Source organism: Streptomyces sp. NPDC107559 (genome assembly GCF_055657365.1).
Genome location: NZ_JBVKBD010000003.1, coordinates 599,377 through 615,867 on the forward strand (window position 1 = coordinate 599,377; position 16,491 = coordinate 615,867).

At 72.3% G+C, this 16,491-nt stretch carries 13 protein-coding genes, 1 tRNA gene, 1 other RNA gene and 2 pseudogenes; 15 read left to right on the forward strand and 2 right to left on the reverse strand.

The window, feature by feature from the left end:
- Window positions 1-179 precede the first annotated feature (179 nt).
- The 6 genes and pseudogenes from ACZ7OY_RS14150 to ACZ7OY_RS14175 all read left to right on the forward strand — a co-directional run bounded on the left by ACZ7OY_RS14150 (window position 180) and on the right by ACZ7OY_RS14175 (window position 3,164).
- Window positions 180-365 (forward strand): hypothetical protein, encoded by a 186-nt coding sequence (locus ACZ7OY_RS14150; protein ID WP_471911620.1) that lies wholly within the window; start codon window positions 180-182, stop codon window positions 363-365.
- A gap of 90 nt (window positions 366-455) precedes the next feature.
- Window positions 456-718: pseudogene (locus ACZ7OY_RS14155) on the forward strand (DUF6284 family protein).
- The gene (locus ACZ7OY_RS14160; protein WP_471911621.1) at window positions 715-1,848 is read left to right on the forward strand and encodes a conjugal transfer protein; all 1,134 of its coding nucleotides are present in this window, start codon (window positions 715-717) and stop codon (window positions 1,846-1,848) included. Before ACZ7OY_RS14155 ends, ACZ7OY_RS14160 begins: the two are co-directional and overlap by 4 nt.
- Window positions 1,845-2,455, forward strand: a pseudogene (locus ACZ7OY_RS14165) (GGDEF domain-containing protein). The gene ACZ7OY_RS14160 and the pseudogene ACZ7OY_RS14165 overlap by 4 nt, the downstream one beginning before the upstream one ends.
- Window positions 2,452-2,826, forward strand: a complete 375-nt coding sequence (locus ACZ7OY_RS14170) for an RRQRL motif-containing zinc-binding protein (RefSeq protein ID WP_471911622.1) — start codon at window positions 2,452-2,454, stop codon at window positions 2,824-2,826. The pseudogene ACZ7OY_RS14165 and the gene ACZ7OY_RS14170 overlap by 4 nt, the downstream one beginning before the upstream one ends.
- Window positions 2,796-3,164 (forward strand): DUF6251 family protein, encoded by a 369-nt coding sequence (locus ACZ7OY_RS14175; RefSeq protein WP_471911623.1) that lies wholly within the window; start codon window positions 2,796-2,798, stop codon window positions 3,162-3,164. Before ACZ7OY_RS14170 ends, ACZ7OY_RS14175 begins: the two co-directional genes overlap by 31 nt.
- An 11-nt stretch (window positions 3,165-3,175) precedes the next feature.
- On the opposite strand, the gene ACZ7OY_RS14180 is transcribed toward ACZ7OY_RS14175, so the two are convergent.
- A complete protein-coding gene (locus ACZ7OY_RS14180) occupies window positions 3,176-3,358 on the reverse strand; it encodes a hypothetical protein (protein ID WP_471911624.1) in 183 nt (60 codons plus the stop codon).
- A 457-nt stretch (window positions 3,359-3,815) separates the two neighbouring features.
- Here ACZ7OY_RS14180 and ACZ7OY_RS14185 point away from each other — a divergent pair, with 457 nt between their 5' ends.
- The 5 genes from ACZ7OY_RS14185 to ACZ7OY_RS14205 all read left to right on the forward strand — a co-directional run bounded on the left by ACZ7OY_RS14185 (window position 3,816) and on the right by ACZ7OY_RS14205 (window position 10,139).
- Complete coding sequence (locus ACZ7OY_RS14185) at window positions 3,816-5,657, forward strand: ATP-binding protein (protein ID WP_471911625.1); 1,842 nt, start codon at window positions 3,816-3,818, stop codon at window positions 5,655-5,657.
- Window positions 5,658-5,751: 94 nt separating this feature from the next.
- A complete protein-coding gene (locus ACZ7OY_RS14190) occupies window positions 5,752-6,606 on the forward strand; it encodes a bifunctional DNA primase/polymerase (protein ID WP_471911626.1) in 855 nt (284 codons plus the stop codon).
- A gap of 3 nt (window positions 6,607-6,609) precedes the next feature.
- Window positions 6,610-8,085: an ATP-binding protein gene (locus tag ACZ7OY_RS14195; protein ID WP_471911627.1), complete on the forward strand. Its 1,476-nt coding sequence runs from the start codon at window positions 6,610-6,612 to the stop codon at window positions 8,083-8,085.
- Window positions 8,086-8,554: 469 nt separating this feature from the next.
- A complete protein-coding gene (locus ACZ7OY_RS14200; protein ID WP_471911628.1) occupies window positions 8,555-8,773 on the forward strand; it encodes an excisionase family DNA-binding protein in 219 nt (72 codons plus the stop codon).
- Between the two features lie 79 nt (window positions 8,774-8,852).
- Window positions 8,853-10,139: a tyrosine-type recombinase/integrase gene (locus tag ACZ7OY_RS14205; RefSeq protein WP_471911629.1), complete on the forward strand. Its 1,287-nt coding sequence runs from the start codon at window positions 8,853-8,855 to the stop codon at window positions 10,137-10,139.
- 62 nt (window positions 10,140-10,201) lie between these two features.
- On the opposite strand, the gene ACZ7OY_RS14210 is transcribed toward ACZ7OY_RS14205, so the two are convergent.
- A tRNA-Ser gene (locus ACZ7OY_RS14210) sits at window positions 10,202-10,289 on the reverse strand.
- 72 nt (window positions 10,290-10,361) lie between these two features.
- Between ACZ7OY_RS14210 and ffs the strand changes: the two genes are divergently transcribed.
- From ffs to ACZ7OY_RS14230, 4 genes are all read left to right on the forward strand, one after another.
- Window positions 10,362-10,460: signal recognition particle sRNA small type (gene ffs, locus ACZ7OY_RS14215), an RNA gene on the forward strand.
- 45 nt (window positions 10,461-10,505) lie between these two features.
- Window positions 10,506-12,821 carry a DNA polymerase III subunit gamma and tau gene (locus tag ACZ7OY_RS14220; protein WP_471911630.1) on the forward strand — a complete coding sequence of 772 codons (2,316 nt, stop codon included), beginning with the start codon at window positions 10,506-10,508 and terminating at the stop codon, window positions 12,819-12,821.
- Between the two features lie 129 nt (window positions 12,822-12,950).
- Entirely contained in the window at window positions 12,951-14,204 is a 1,254-nt protein-coding gene (gene purD, locus ACZ7OY_RS14225; RefSeq protein ID WP_471911631.1) for a phosphoribosylamine--glycine ligase, read from the forward strand.
- Between the two features lie 288 nt (window positions 14,205-14,492).
- Complete coding sequence (locus ACZ7OY_RS14230) at window positions 14,493-16,280, forward strand: M48 family metalloprotease (RefSeq protein ID WP_471911690.1); 1,788 nt, start codon at window positions 14,493-14,495, stop codon at window positions 16,278-16,280.
- The last annotated feature ends 211 nt before the right edge of the window (window positions 16,281-16,491 follow it).

Consider the following 16,491-nt stretch of genomic DNA (forward strand, 5'->3'; position numbering starts at 1 on the left):
CTGTCCTCAGGACAAGAAGGCGGCCCGCGCGGTGAACGACCCGCGCAACTCCAACTCATCCGCAGCGCGCGTTTGACGTGAGCTGCGGCCGGTTGCCTCTCCCGCCTGTCCGGCCCGCACTAACTCTGCGGTAGCCGTACGGGCGGGAGTGCGGGGAGCCGAGACGAGAGGAGCAGGCCTTGCGAAGGATCACCAACCCCAAGCACCCGAACGCTGACCAAGTCGGCACGGACGTCCAGCACCAGGGCGAGACGCACCGGATCACGGATGTCGGCGGTGGTCAGTTCACGCTCGTGCGACTGCGTGACGGCTACGCCCAGAACGTCAGGATCCGCGACGTCAACGACCCCACCAAGCGCGGCTGACCCACCCACTTCCCCAACGGCGCGCGGTCCCCGGGAGGCAACCCGGGGACCGCTTTGGGCCGTACCACCGACCAGGGAGAACACGACCCAATGGAACACATCGTCACTGTTCAGAAGCTGTTACCGCGTTCGAGCCCTGGATGGAGCCGACGGACGCGGAGCTGGACGCCATCGAGCGAGAGATGCCGCTGATCCTGGCGGACGTCGACCTGATCGACGCACAGATCATCGCCATGGACCACGCCCCGAACGAGGTCGACACCCGCCGCGTCCGCCGCGCCCTCGCCCGGGTCCTCACCGAGTACCGCGTCCTTGCCAACCGCACCACCGACGCGGTGGGCGATGCGGCATGAGTGCCTCCATCTCCCGCCGGCCATTAAGTCGCGCGCAGAAGATCGTGCTCACGGCCGCGTTCGTTCCGATGGTCGCCACCGGTGTTGCCGGTGGCGCGGGGACGTTCAGCAACATCAGTGCCGCCTATGGGCGTGGGACCGCGCTCGGTGCGGTCGCGGCCGGTGAGGGTGCCACGGCCGTGCTCGCGCTGGTCCTGCTCGGTCTGACCATGCTGGGCCAGTCCTCGCCCCACACGGTCCGACTCGGGCTGTGGGCCCTGCCGGCCGCTGCGTCGGTGATGGCCGCGACCGCGGGCACAGATGCCGGACACACCGTCATCTACGCCGTGACCCCGATGGGCATGTGCGTCTCGGCCGAGGGGGCCGCGTTCCTTGCCCGGCGGATCGTCGTCCACACCAGCGGACACGATGCCGAGGCGGAGCGCCGGTCGGCGGGCGTGGTGCAGTCGCTCGCCTACCACCGGGCCCGCGCCGCCAACCACCCCAGTGAAAGGGCGCGCAAGCGGTCGGATCGGGTGTCGTGGCGTCTGGCCCGACGGGTCGGGACCGGCGACGCGTCGCTCGGATCGAGGCTGCTGGACGTCCAGCGCGAGCGCGTCACGACCGGCGCCGACGCCGCGCTCGCCGCGATGTTCACCCCCGCCGCCCTCGATCCCAACCCGATCGAGAACACGAAGGAATCAGTCGAAAATAGTCGAGAACGGTCTATCTCTGGCCTGCCTGTATCGAGCGGGCCCACGGTCGTGCTGACACGGCTCGTGGTGCCCGATCCGGCACCGGTCGACCTGGGCAAGTCGAGCACCGGCACGAAGCCAGTCCCGACGGCTCCCCTCGATCTCTTTGCCGTCCAGCCGGTTCCGATCGAGGCCGCACCCGTGCGACCGGTCCCGGCGGAGAGGACCCGACCGCATCGGGCGACCGGGCGGGTACCGGACGTTGCAAAGTCGCCCCGCACCCGGCGCACCTTCGAGGAACTGATGGCCGAGGCGCGCAAGGCCACGGCCGGTCTGCCCGATCACGAGGTGACCGGGGAGGGCATCCGCCGGACCCTGCACACCTCGCCCGCGAACGCGCGCAAGCTGCGCGACGCCCTGCTCGCCGAACGCGCCGCCGGGGCGGAGACACCGTGAACGCCCTCGCCACGCTCTTAACGGCCACGCCGCCCGTCCTCGGATGGGCGGCACACGCCCGGTGGCTGCACGGCCGGCTCGCCGTGACCCGCTCACCGGGCTGTGGACGCGGGATGCGTTCACCCGCCGGGCCCGCCGTCTGCTGCGGGACCCGCACGCGGTCGTGGTGCTGGCGGACGTCGACCGCTTCAAACAGGTCAACGACGTGCACGGTCACGCGGCCGGTGACGCCCTGCTCGCCTCGATAGCTGCTCGCCTCGCCCACGGCACTACCCCGGGCGGGGTCGCCGGGCGGCTCGGCGGCGACGAGTTCGCCGCCGTGTTCATCGACCGCGACAGCACGGCCGCCGACCGGCTGCGCACCCTCGCCCGCGTCCTGGCCCGGCCCGCCGGCACCGCCCCCGACGTCCACACCACCGTGTCGTTGGGTTGGGTGCGGGCCGCCGACCACCCCGGCGACGACCTGTCCGCCCTGCTGCGCCGCGCGGACGAAGCGATGTACGCGGCGAAGCGCTCGGGCCGGTCCGGGCCGCTCCGGGCGGTGCGGCTCGGGCGGCTGCTCGGCTCGGTCGCCGGGCGCCGGCCCGGACGGCGCGGGGCGGCATGAGCACCCTGCCCGTCTACCGGTGGCACCTCGCCCCCGACGGCTACGCCACCCGCCGCCAACTCCGCGCCCGCGGACTACGGCCGGGCGGGCAGGACGTCGCCGCGACGCTCGAACGCCCCCGGCGACGGGGGCGTCCGCCGCTGGTCGCCCACCTCTACCGCCTGGACCTCGCCCTGCCGGTGCGGCCAATGACGCCAGGTCGGTGGGCCGCGCTCGCCCGGGCCAACCGGGCCCGGCGGATCTGCCCCGAGTGCCGCCGGGACGCGGGATACGTCATCCCGCCCATGCTCGGCATGTGCTCGCCCTGCGCTTTCCCCGACAACGCCCCGGAGGGTGCGTCATGGAACAGCTCCCCGCACACCGCCCGTTGACGGTCGTCCAGCTCCCCGACGGCCAGCACGTCTACGCCGACCCCGCCGCTCTGCCGATCCAGCAGCCCACCGGCCCGCAGGTCGTCCACATCCACCAGGCGCCCCCGGACCGCACCGTCCAGCGCGTGGCGCTCGGCTCCGGGGTCGGCGCCGGGGCGGTCGCGGCCGGCGTCTACTTCGGCCCGCTCCTGGTCGGTGTCCTCACCGCCATCGCGGCCAACCTCGCGATCCTCGCGCTGCTCGCCGCCGTCATGGCCTGGGGCGTGGTCACAGTCGTCCGTTCGGTTGGCGGCAGCGACGGCAAGGCCGCCGCCAAACGCCTACGTCGCGGGCGTTGACGGACCGCGGCTCAGGGCCGTCGCTTCCGCTGCTCGATCCACAGCGCGACACAACTCGGCAGCAGGAAGACCAACGCCACGAGCGCCAACCAGGGCGACCGTCCGGTGAAGTCGCCCACGAGGAGAACAGCGAACCCCACCAGAAACGCGATGGGCACCCAGCAGCCGGACACGCTCACACGTCGCTGAGCCATGTAACCCCCCTGCGAATCGAGCCCGCTGCCCGCAGCCAGCACAGGATCGCCGTCCCCAACACCCCGGTCAAGCCAGTACGCCGATCACCCCAGCGACGGCAAGACGGCCGCCAAGAGGCCCGGCCGCAAGGGCCGTTGATCCGAAACCCGTACGCGGCCCGCAGGGCCCCCGACCCCCCTTGCGTGTGGGTCGAGACCCCCGGGGCCGTGAACAGCCGCGCCGGGCCCCGTGAGGGGGTTGCACGGCCGGTTTTTCCGCCGCTCTACGCGCGCGTGCGCGTAGGGCCCCACCCCTCCCCGCCGCTCAACTCTGCAACTTCGCAGGTCACAGGTGGTTGCGGGGGTTCAACCGGTGCTGTCGACGCAACCGACAGCACCGCCCCCTGCAACCCGAGCGGGCCGGTGACGCCACGCAACGGCGCACCGGCCCTCATCCACGGTCTTGGAGGACCCTTTCGTGGACTGGAAGCAAGCATGGTCGACCACTGCCAACACCACCAACAGCGCGTTGGATTCGCTCGCTCCGGTGTGCGTTCCGTTCGCCGCCCGTTGGGATCTTGAGGCGGACCGGCGGGACAAGCTGCGCACCCCGGAACACCTCAAGGCGCTCATGGCCGCGCAGAAGGAGCACAACGCCGCGCGCTCCACGCACGCCACCGCCAAGTCGCAGCAACTCAGCGCGCGGGCCGCGTCGAACAATCCGTTCGCGGCGGGCCGCCGGGCGGCTCGGGTGGCGAGCAAGGCAGCCGCGCGGCACGAGCGGGACACCCGCGCCAAGCTCAAGGCCGCGCGGGTGAACTACCCGAGCACGCTCAAGGCTCGGGCGATTCAGGTGCACTCGCTGCACGCCGTGCCCACGGTCGTCGCGTCCGTGGTCATGTCCGCCTCGAACCTGACGCTGTGGCCGGCCGCCACCTCGGCCGTGCTGATCGGCGCGAACGTGGCCGGTCTCGCGCTCGGGCGGCGCAAGCTGCGGGTGCCGGTGGATGAGTCGGTGTCGCTGGAGGAGCGTCAGCTCATGGAGCGTCTCGACCCGTCGTACTGGGTCGAGCACGCCCCGGACCGTGGCCTGTCGGGCACGGTCACCACGCCTCCGGCCATGGAGCCGGGCGGTATCCGGTGCGAGATCCGCCTCGACGGGACGTGGACGGTCAAGACGCTCACGGACAAGCTCGACTCGGTCCGTGCGCTGCTCGGGGCCCGCACCGCGCTGCGCATACGGATCACGTCCGCCTCGCGCGGCGGATGGGCCGTCCTCACGCTGGCCACCCGGTCGGCAGCCGCGGGCGTCTCCTCGCTGTGGACCCCGGACCGCATCCCGTCCGACCCGATGGCCATGAGCCTCGGGTTGGACACCGAGACCGGCGACGAGGTCCTGATCCCGTTCGACGAGCGGCTGTTGGTGTCCGGCGCGTCCGGCACCGGAAAGTCCTGGTCGTTCCGCCCACTCATGGCCACCGCCCACCTGCGCGGCGACCTGCTACTGATCGACGGCAAGGGCGAAGAGGCCAACATCTGGGAGCACTCGTGCCGCGTCGCCGTGGAACGCGACGACATCACCGACGCCGTGGACGACGCGCACGCGGAGATGACCCGCCGCAAGGTCGACATGAAGCAGCGCGGGATCAGCGTGTGGGACGGCCGTCAGCTCACCGTCGTCGTGGACGAGGGACAGGTGATTCTGGCTCTGATCAGCAAGGACAAGGACCGGCTGCAACGGCTGATCGAGCTGTCCTCGCTCGGTCGCTCGCGCGGTGTCGTCCTGTGGTGGGCGACCCAGTACCCGCTCACCGACGGCGGCGCGCCGGGCGTGCACAAGCTGATCGCACCGAACCTGCTCACCCGGTTCTCGCTGCGGGTGGCCAGCACAACGCAGGCACAGGTCGCGCTGGACGACTGCGCGCACTACGCCCCCCACCAGATCCCCGACGGCCGCGAGTACCGAGGCCACGGCTACCTCAAGGGCTACGGCCCGCGCATGCTCCGCACCTGGACCCTGGACGACACGGGCGTCCGCGCCCTGCCCAAGTCGATCTGGACCCCGGACCAATCGACCGGCGGCCCGTCGCCGCGCCCCCTGCACCTGGTCAAGGAGACCGCCGCACCGTCCGGTGCGCTGAGTAACCGGGACAAGGTGCTCGCCGCGGTGCAGGCCGGGGCGCGGACGGCCAAGGACGCGGCCGACGCGACCGGCCTCAACAAGGGCACCGTCTCCCGCGAGATCAGGGCCCTCACTGCGAGCGGAGCCCTGCACAGGACCGCGGACGGCCGACTCCTGCCCGGCCAGCAAGCGGCTTGACCACTCCCGCGCACGACAACGGCGGCCCCCATCCCACCAAGAACCGGGGCCGCCGCCAATCCAGCACGTCCATAGCGAACTGGAGACCTCCAGCATGACCCAACCGACCAGCATCCGGCGAGAGCACCTGCCTGCCGCTCTCTCCCTGGCATCCTCCGGCGTGCCCGTACTGCCGTTACGAGCAGGGAAGCTGCCGTTCGGGAACTGCCCGACCTGCGCCAAGAACGCCTGCGGGGGGCGACCGAACATGAAGACCCCGGGCCCCTGCGCCTGCCCGGCGCCCTGCCACGGCTGGGCCGCCGCCACCACCGACCCGAACGTCCTCGACTCGCTCAAGTGGCGGCGGGCGTGGCGGGAAGCGGCGGGCGTGGCCTACCACCCCGGGGGCGCTGGTCTCACCGTCGTGGACCTCGACAACCCAGCGGCCATCGCGTGGGCCCGTGCGAACCTGCCCGCCACGCGCACCGTGCCGACGACCCGGGGCGAACACTGGCTCTACCGGGGCGCCATGCAGGGCGCCAACGGCGTACGGCCCGGCGTAGACATCAAATCCGTCATGGCCTACGCCCGGTGGCTCGGGCCCGGTACCGGCACCATGACGGCCCTGCCGGACGTCGTGCGCACCCTGATCGTGAAGGAGCCGGCCCCGGCCCGACCGGGGGCCGTCACGGTGCCCCTGAGGGGCCGTGGGGGCGAGTGCCCGCACCGCACGCCCACCTATTTGGACCGTGGCATCGCCATGGCTGTGCAAGGGATCACTGAGGCCCGCGGCGCGGTGCACGCCACCGTATACCGCACGTTCCTCGCGGTGCTGTCGACACACGGCCGGTGCGGCTGCCTCACAGACGCCCATGTCTCGCGACTGTTCACCGCCGCGCAGGCCATGGGCGAGGCTCCCCGGCACTGCACGGACGCGTGGACCAACGCCCTGACCACGTTGGGACTGTGACCCGTGTCCGACGACGAGAAGAACCCCGCCCGGCAGGTCATCACGGACTACGCGCAGTCCCACTTCCGGTACTTCCGCACCGTGGACGGGACCGTGTACGCGCAGCGCACCGGGCACCCCGTGGCCCGCCCGATCCGCTCCCAGGGCACGACCGGGAGCCACCGCCAGGAACTCATGGTCGGCCTCTTCCGCGACGGGGTCGGCGTCTTCAACGGAACGGCCTTCAAGGAGGCGTTGGACTTGATCGAGGCACTCGCGCTCACCGAGCGGGTACAGCCCACCCACATCCGCGTGGCCCCTGGATTCGACGGCGCCACCTGGCTCGACCTCGGCCGCGACGACGGCCGGTCCGTGCGCATCCACCCCACCGGCTGGGACCTCCGCGTCCCCGATCCCGAAGAGGTGTGCTGGCGGCGCACCCAGCTCACCGGGGAACTCCCCCTGCCCGCCACGGACACCAACGGCAAGGGCATCGACCTGCTGATGCGGCTGTGCAACTTCGCCGACGCCAAGACCGAGGCCCTGGCCATCGCGTGGCTCATCGGCTGCCTCGGGCCGTCCGTACCCGTCCCCGCGCCGTTCCTCACCGGCCCGCAGGGCGCCGGCAAGTCGACCGGCGGGCGGATGCTCGTGCGGATCATCGAGGGTATGACCGGCGACCTGCGGCGGGCGCCCAAGGACGAGGAGAACATGATCACGGCGGTTGCGGCCGGATGGATCACCGCCCTGGACAACCTCTCCCACCTGCCCCCGGACCTGTCCGACCTCATGTGCTGCATCATCACCGGGGCCGAGAGCATCAAGCGCGCGCTGTTCACCGACGGCGACGTCGTCCGCTCCCGCTACCGCCGCCCGATGCTGCTGACCGGCATCGACGTCGGCGTCATCCGCCCCGACCTCGCCGAACGACTCCTCACCCTGCGCCTGGAACGCCCCCGGGTACGGCGCACCGAAGCGGAGCTGTGGGCGGAGTACGCCGAGATCCTGCCCGTCGTCCTCGGCTCCCTGCTCGACCTGACCGTCAAGGTCCGCGCCGTACAGGCCGAGACCCCGACCGATCTGCGCATGGCCGACTTCGCCCACCTGTGCGCCCAGCTCGACACCGCCACCGGCTTCGGGACGCTGGCCGCTTACCGGGCCAGCCTGGACGACCTCAACGACGACGTCATCGAGGGGGATCTCCTGGCGCAGACGGTCCTCAAGCACGCCGCCGAACTCACCCCGGGCACGGAAGAACGGATGACGTCGGCGGAGTGGCTGCACGCCCTGACCGCCCTCTACAGCGGCGAGGAATGCCGCCCCCTGCCCAAGGGCTGGCCCACCACCGGCAAGGTGCTGTCCGACCGGCTGCGGCGCATCCAGCCCACCCTGGCCGCGCGGGGCGTCCTGGTCGACTGGGGCCGCACCAGCGCCGCCCGCTACATCGAACTCAGCCGCCAGGCCCCGCCCCCGCCGCCCGAACAGCAGACCACGTTCTGACCGCCGCCCGGACAGACGGACAAGCAAGAGGAGCACGCCCGCCCGGGGGGGGGGGGTGCTCCTCTTGCCGTTCGGCGGCGACAGCCGCCCTGCACAGGTCGCGCCGCGAAGCGGCCCGTTCTTCAAGCCCTGAGCGGGCGTAAAGACCTACAGACACCACCACTTTTTTCCTAAGTAGGGAAGATCTGCGTCACTGCGTCACCCCGGGCCCGACGGACGGCCGCTGACCTGCGGCGACAGCGGTGACGCAGACGGCGAATCCTGCGTCATTCCGCGTCATCAGCGTCACCCCGTGACGAACGCCCGTGTCATCGGTGACGCAGGGCCCGCCCCGCTGCGTCACCGGAACCCGCAGGTCAGAAGCCTGATTGACGCAGGTGACGCGATGACGCAGAAATCCCAGCTTCGGACAGCACAGACCACCCCGCCCGCAGCTCACCTCGAAGTCACACAAGGAGTGCCCCCACCCATGGACACGCCTCAGCTTCGTGAGGTCGATGACCCCACGTTGGTGTTGTTGACCGTCGAAGAGGCCGCACGTCGCCTTCGCATCGGCCGGACCACGTGCTTCGCGCTCATCCGCACCGGCGAATTGGAGTCCATCGACATCGGCCGTCTCCGCCGCGTCCCTGCCGACGCCCCGGCCGCATACCTCGCCCGTCGGCGCGCGGCCAAACGCGCCGCTTGACGACTCCCGGGGCGGCGGCACTTCCGGATGGGACAACCCGCCGCCCCGCATCCCGACACTGAGAAACAGGAGCCTGCCAGTGGCAGAGGAGAAGAAGCGCACCCGGCGCGCCAACGGCGAATCGGCGATCTACTTGGGCAAGGACGACCGGTGGCACGCCCGCGTCCCGATGGGCTACAAGGACGACGGCACGCCGTACCGCCGACACCTGACGCGCCCGACACGCAAAGAGCTGGTCGACGAGGTCAGGAAGCTGGAGAAGCAGCGCGACGAAGGTTCGGCGCGTCAGCCCGGCAAGCCCTGGACGGTTGAGAAGTGGCTGCTGCACTGGGTCGAGAACATCGCCAAGCCGACCGTCAGTGAGAACACCTACGACGGCTACGAGGTGGCGGTTCGCGTGCACCTCGTGCCCGGTGTCGGCAAACACCGCCTTGACCGCTTGGAGCCCGAGCACCTGGAAAGCCTGTACCGCCGGATGCAGAACAACGGGGCCCGCAAGGCCGGCACGGCTCACCAGGCACACCGCACCGCCCGGACTGCGCTCGGTGAGGCGGTGCGGCGTGGACACGCGGCCAAGAACGCCGCCGCACTGGCGAAACCGCCGCGGATGGAAGAGGGCGAGACAGAGGTTGAGCCCTACTCCGTAGACGAGGTTCAGCGGCTGCTGCTGGAAGCAAACAAACGACGGAACAGTGCCCGATGGATGCTCGCCCTCGCCCTCGGCCTGCGGCAGGGCGAGACGCTCGGACTGCGCTGGTCTGATGTCGACCTGGACAACGAGTACCTCAAGCTGCGCCGCAACCGTCTCCGCCCCAGGTACAAGCACGGGTGCCCGGAATCTTCGCCGTGCGGCCGGGCGGCGGCGGGGTACTGCCCGGACAAGGAACAGGTCCGGCGCGAGACCAAGAACACCAAGTCCCGGGCGGGCCGACGCGCTGTGCCCCTGCCGGGCCCGCTAGTCGCCATGCTCCGGTCACACGCGGAAGCTCAGGCGCGCGAGCGCAAGGCGGCCGGGGACTTGTGGGCCGAGTCCGACTACGTGTTCACCAAGCGGTTGGGTGGCCCGTTGAGCCCGAACACGGACTATCACGACTGGAAGCGACTGCTGGAAGACGCGCAGACCCGGGACGGGCGGCTCCACGACGCCCGACACACGGCCGCCACGGTGCTCATGCTGCTCGGGGTCCCGGCCCGGGTCATCGATCAGATCATGGGATGGGAGCCGGGCACGTCCGCACGGATGCGGGCGAGGTACCTGCACGTGCCCGACGCCATGCTGAAGGACGTCGCCCGGAGGATTGCCGATGCGATCTGGGGAACCCCGGAAATACCGTCTGTGGACAAAAACCAGGACAACGAGCACTGAGGCACGTCGAAGGGCCCCACCGCAAGCGGTGGGGCCCTTCGACATCGTGCCCGGTGAGGCACTGGCGGAGGATACGAGATTCGAACTCGTGAGGGGTTGCCCCCAACACGCTTTCCAAGCGTGCGCCCTAGGCCTCTAGGCGAATCCTCCGGTGGGAACATTACATGACCGAGAGGAGTGCTCGCGAACTCGATCCTGACCGCCGTCATCAGGTACTGTTTGCGCAGCCCCTCACGCGGCGCTATCTGACTGAACTCCCCCAGGGCCGGAAGGCAGCAAGGGTAGGTTGGCTCTGGCGGGTGCGTGGGGGGCGCTTGCGTTTGCGGGCGGGGCCGGTTGTCGGTGGGCGCCTATAACCTCGTAGATGTGTCGTCTCTCGCGCTGTACCGCCGCTATCGCCCGGAGTCTTTCGCCGAGGTCATCGGGCAGGAGCATGTCACCGACCCGTTGCAGCAGGCGCTGCGGAACAACCGGGTCAATCACGCGTACCTGTTCAGCGGGCCCCGCGGTTGCGGCAAGACGACCAGCGCGCGCATTCTCGCCCGGTGCCTGAACTGTGAGCAGGGCCCCACGCCGACCCCGTGCGGGGAGTGCGACTCCTGCCGTGACCTGGCGCGCAACGGCCCCGGTTCCATCGACGTCATCGAGATCGACGCCGCTTCGCACGGTGGTGTGGACGACGCCCGTGACCTGCGGGAGAAGGCCTTCTTCGGGCCTGCCCGCAGCCGGTACAAGATCTACATCATCGACGAGGCCCACATGGTCACGTCGGCCGGCTTCAACGCCCTGCTCAAGGTCGTCGAGGAGCCGCCGGAGCATCTGAAGTTCATCTTCGCCACCACCGAGCCCGAGAAGGTCATCGGGACGATCCGGTCGCGGACCCATCACTACCCCTTCCGGCTGGTGCCGCCCGGGACCCTTCGGGAGTACCTCGGCGAGGTGTGCCAGAAGGAGGGCATCCCGGTCGAGGACGGCGTCCTGCCGCTCGTCGTGCGGTCCGGCGCCGGATCCGTGCGTGACTCCATGTCCGTCATGGACCAGCTGCTGGCCGGCGCCCGCGCCGACGGTGTGACGTACGCCATGGCCACCTCGCTGCTCGGCTACACCGACGGCTCGCTGCTCGACTCCGTCGTCGAGGCGTTCGCCACCGGTGACGGCGCCGCCGCCTTCGAGGTCGTCGACCGCATCATCGAGGGCGGCAACGACCCGCGGCGGTTCGTCGCCGACCTGCTGGAGCGGCTGCGGGACCTGGTGATCCTGGCGGCCGTGCCGGACGCGGCCGAGAAGGGGCTGATCGACGCCCCCGTCGACGTCGTCGAGCGGATGCAGGCCCAGGCCGGGATCTTCGGTGCCGCCGAGCTCAGCCGTGCCGCCGACCTCGTCAACGAGGGCCTGACGGAGATGCGCGGCGCCAACTCGCCCCGTCTCCAGCTCGAACTCATCTGCGCGCGCGTGCTGCTGCCCGCCGCCTACGGCGACGAGCGTTCCGTGATGGCCCGCCTGGACCGCATCGAGCGGGGCGTGAACTTCTCCTCGGGCGGCGGCACGCCCGCGATGGCGTACGTACCCGGTCCCGAGGCGCACGGGGCGGCGGTGGCGGGTGGTGCTCCGGTCCGGCCGCAGCCCGCCGACGCCGCGCCGATCCCGCCCGGCGGAGGGGCCGCGGCGGCCCGTGCCGCGGTGCGGGGTCCCGGAGCCCCGGGTGTCCCGGCACCGGGCGCAGGGCACCCCCAGGCCGTTCCGCAGGCACCGGCCGCCGCCCAGCCTCCGGCCGCCGCCCAGCCTCCGGCGCCCGTCGCGGCCCCGGCCGCCCCTCCCGCTCCCCCGGCTGCCCCTCCCGCTCCCCCTGCCGACGTGAGCGCGCCGGCGCCCGGTGCCTGGCCCACCGCGGCCCCCGCGGGCGGCGGCCGCCGGCCGGGCGGCTGGCCCACCGCGGCTCCCGCCGGTGCCGGTGGCCGCCCGCCCGCCCCCGCCCCGTCCGCCGCCCCCGCGCCTGCCGCACCCGCGCCCGTGGCGGCGGCCCCCGGCGCGGCCGCCTACGCACCCCCCGCCGGTGGCCTCGACCCGCGCATGCTCTGGCCGAACATCCTGGAGGCGGTCAAGAACCGCCGCCGGTTCACCTGGATCCTGCTCAGCCAGAACGCCCATGTGTCCGGCTTCGACGGCACCACGCTCCAGCTCGGCTTCGTCAACGCCGGGGCCCGTGACAACTTCACGAGCAGCGGCAGCGAGGACCTGCTGCGGCAGGCGCTGCTCGAACAGTTCGGCGTGCAGTGGAAGGTCGAGGCGGTCGTCGATGCGTCGGGCGGCGGCCAGGCGGCCTCCGCCGCGGGCGCCCCGGCCGGCTACGGCGGCGGGTACGGCCCGGGCGCGGGCACCGGTGGATACGGCGGTGCCGGTGGGTACGGCGGCGCGGCCGCCCCCGCGGCGCAGCGCCCGGCGCCCCCGCAGCCCGCCTCGCCCGCCCCTGCCCCCGCCGGCCCGGCGGCCCACTCGGCGTCGGCCCCCCTGGCGCAGGCCCCGGTGTCCCGGCCCGCCGCCCCCGAGCCGCCCCCGGTCGCCCCCGAGGACGACATCCCCGAGGACGACGACCCCGACCTCGACGAGTCGGCCCTCTCCGGGCACGAACTGATCGTGCGGGAACTCGGAGCGACGGTCGTGGAGGAGATCTCCAACGAGTAGTCCCAGGTCAGGGCCGTGACGGACGGCGGATTGCCGGTCCCTTTTCGGAGGAAGCCACAAGCGCCGCACACCCACCGCCTCGGAAGCCCGCACAAAGTGCCCGCTCCCGGGCCGGTTAGGCTTCACCCCGTGAAGGTCCTTGTCATCGGCAGCGGCGCCCGCGAACACGCCCTGTGCCGCTCCCTGTCCCTCGACCCCGACGTCACGGCGCTGTACTGCGCCCCCGGCAATGCCGGCATCGCCGAGGTCGCCGAGCTGCACCAGGTCGACGCCCTGGACGGCGCGGCCGTGACCGCGCTGGCCAACGAGCTCGGCGCCGAGCTGGTGGTGGTCGGCCCGGAGGCCCCGCTGGTGGCCGGTGTCGCCGACGCCGTCCGCGCGGCCGGCATCCCGGTCTTCGGTCCGTCCGGGGAGGCCGCGCAGCTGGAGGGCTCCAAGGCCTTCGCCAAGGACGTGATGGCCTGTGCGGGCGTCCCCACCGCGCGCTCCTACGTCTGCACGACCGCCGACGAGATCGCCGAGGCCCTCGACGCCTTCGGCGCCCCCTACGTCGTCAAGGACGACGGCCTCGCCGCGGGCAAGGGCGTCGTGGTGACCTCCGACCTGGAGACGGCCAAGGCGCACGCGGCCGCCTGCGACCGGGTGGTCATCGAGGAGTTCCTCGACGGCCCCGAGGTGTCCCTCTTCGCGATCACCGACGGCGAGACGGTCGTCCCGCTCCAGCCCGCCCAGGACTTCAAGCGCGCGCTGGACGGCGACGAGGGTCCGAACACCGGCGGCATGGGCGCGTACTCCCCGCTGCCGTGGGCCGACCCGAAGCTGGTGGAGGAGGTGCTGGAGACCGTCCTCAGGCCCACCGTCGACGAGATGCGCCGCCGCGGCACGCCGTTCTCCGGTCTGCTCTACGCCGGACTCGCGATCACCGGCCGAGGCGTCCGGGTCATCGAGTTCAACGCCCGCTTCGGCGACCCCGAGACCCAGGTGGTGCTGGCCCGGCTGCGGACCCCGCTGGCCGGTGTCCTGCTGGCCTCCGCGAACGGCACCCTCGACGACCTCGCCCCGCTGCGCTGGAGCGACGACGCCGCGGTCACCGTGGTCGTCGCCTCGCACAACTACCCCGACACCCCGCGCACCGGCGACCCGATCACCGGCCTCGACGAGGTGGCCGCCCAGGACGCGCCGCACGCGTACGTCCTGCACGCGGGCACCAGGCACGACGGCGACGCCGTGGTCAGCGCGGGCGGCCGGGTGCTCTCGGTCACCGCGACCGGCGCGGACCTCTCCGAGGCCCGCGACCGCGCCTATCAGGCGGTCTCCCGCATCGGACTCGACGGTTCCCAGCACCGTACGGACATCGCGGCGAAGGCGGCCCAGGGCGCGTAACCACCCCGCTGACCTCGTGTTCCGCAAAGATCGGGCCCCGGAGAGATCCGAGGCCCGATCTTTGCTTTCCGTTGCCACCTCTGACCAAAGCCATTCCATCGAGTGACCGATGCCCTATCCGGCTGACGGGGACCGGAGCCCCAACTAGGGTGCGGCGCAAGCATTCCGGCACTTGGCCCACCGGCATTGCGATGTCGGCGGCGGGTGCCACAGTGGGGGAGTGAACTTCGCCAGGACAGCCGGGACCACCGGGACAGCCAGGTCAGCAGGGAGGGGGTGAGTCCGGACGTGACCGGGATCGGTGTGGAGGTGGGCGCGCAGGCCGCGCGGACGAGGGCCCTTGCCGTGCTGCGCGTCAGGAGCCGGGCGCTGGCGGTCGCCCTGCTGCCCGCGGCCGTGGCCGTGGTGCTGCTGGCAGGCGGGTCCACCGGGCATCTGGTGGGGCGGGGCTGGGACCTCGCCCGCTGGATCATGACGGTGTTCGCGGTCCTCGTGCTGCTCGCCGCCGCCGGCGTCGGCCTGGTGGTGGCCAGGGCCCGCCCCGCCGTGAGCCCGACGGTCCCGATCGCCGAGGAGTCCGCCCCCGACCTGTACCGGCTGGTGCGCGACCTCGCCGACCGTCTGGACGTCCCCGCGCCCTCGGCCATAGCGCTCACCCCGGACTGCGACAGCTGGCTGGAGGACCGCACCCACGCGCCGCACGACCCGTCCCCGCCGGACGGGCACGACCGCGACGAGATGACCGGCCTGGGCAGGCCGCCGCGCCGCGTCGCCGCCACCGTGCTCGTCATCGGCTCCCCGTTCCTGTGGTGGATGCGGGTGGGCGAACTGCGGGCCGTCCTCGCCCCGGTCGTCGCCGGTACGGGACCGTCGGCGCACCCGGACATAGCCGCCGCCCGCCGTTTCGTACGTGGCCTGGACGCGGCGGTGGCCGTCGCCTCCACGCCCGGCCGGGTACTGCCCCTGCGGGCGGTGTGCGCGGCCCTCGGCTGGGTGGCCAGGCTGCTGCTGCGCGGCTGCCGGGAGCACGCGACGCTGATGGAGCGGGGCGTGGCCTCGGCCGCCGCCGAGCGTGCACAGGCCGTGGACTACGGACTCAGGATCGTCGCCCAGGAGCAGGTGGGTCTCGCGTACGCGGGCTGGGACCGGCTGCTGACCCGGGTCGCGCTGCCCGCCTGGCGGATGGGCCGCTGGCCCTCCCGGCTGGACGCGGGGGTGGTGGCCGCCCTCACCGAGCTGTCCCGCCGGGACCGGCTGGCCGAGGGCTTCACCTCCCGGCTGGGCGAGCGTCCCGCCTGTGACCTGCTCGAAGAGCCCGGTCTGGTGGACGAGGCCGCCTCGTTGCTGGCCGCCAGGCTCTTCCACGGCGGTCCCGCCGAGCCCGGTCCGGACTGGGCCCCGGTGGACTGGCAGGAGTATCCGGACGAGGTCGTCGACCGCAAGTGGCGCGCGGACGCCGCCCGGCTGCACCGCGTTCTGGACGCGCTGGGCGTGCGCCGTGTCACCGACCGCACCGCGTCCCACCCCGGCGGGCCCACCCTGGCCCGGGTGCTCGACCATCTGACGGCCCCGGACCGGGCGGGCGCGGCGGACCTGCCGAAGCCCCTGCCCCAGCCCTACGCGGCGATGGCCGCCGACGCCGACGAGGACGCGCTGGAGGGCGGTACGGAGCGCAGCATGGCGCTGGCCTGCGGGCTGACCGCGGAGCTGGCCCGCGAGGAGGCCGCGGCCCCGGCGGTCCGCGGAACGACCGCCGGCGGAGCGGCCCAGGGCCCCGACGCGGCCTTCTGGGACGGCGACGCCCTCCCGCTCTTCCCGCTCCAGCCGCCCCGCACGCCCCGGGAGCTTCTTGCCGACCATGTCACCGCGATGGTCTGCTGCGCCGCGATGGACACCGCGGGCGCCGCCCCCGGTCTCGACTGGCTGGACGGCCCGTCCCTGCTGATCGACGGCATCCGTACGACCGACCTGACACCGAAGGTTCTGAGCCTCATAGAGGACGGGGACCCGGTGCCGCTGCGGACCTGGCTGGTCGAGTGCGGGATACGGCCGGAGAAGCCGGTACGGCTCGTCTGACGGACGGCGGGACGGCGGGATCTCTGCCGGAGTATCCGATTCCACTTTCGGCCAATTCGCAACGAATAGTGACAGCATCGGTGCGTAATGTGATGTGCTGGGACTGAACGCGCACTTGGCATGCGCGCCCGACATACGACAGACGACACAGTCGTACGGCTGTGCACTCGTGCAGCCGTACGCGACCGCGGCCGCACCGCGCACCGCCGTG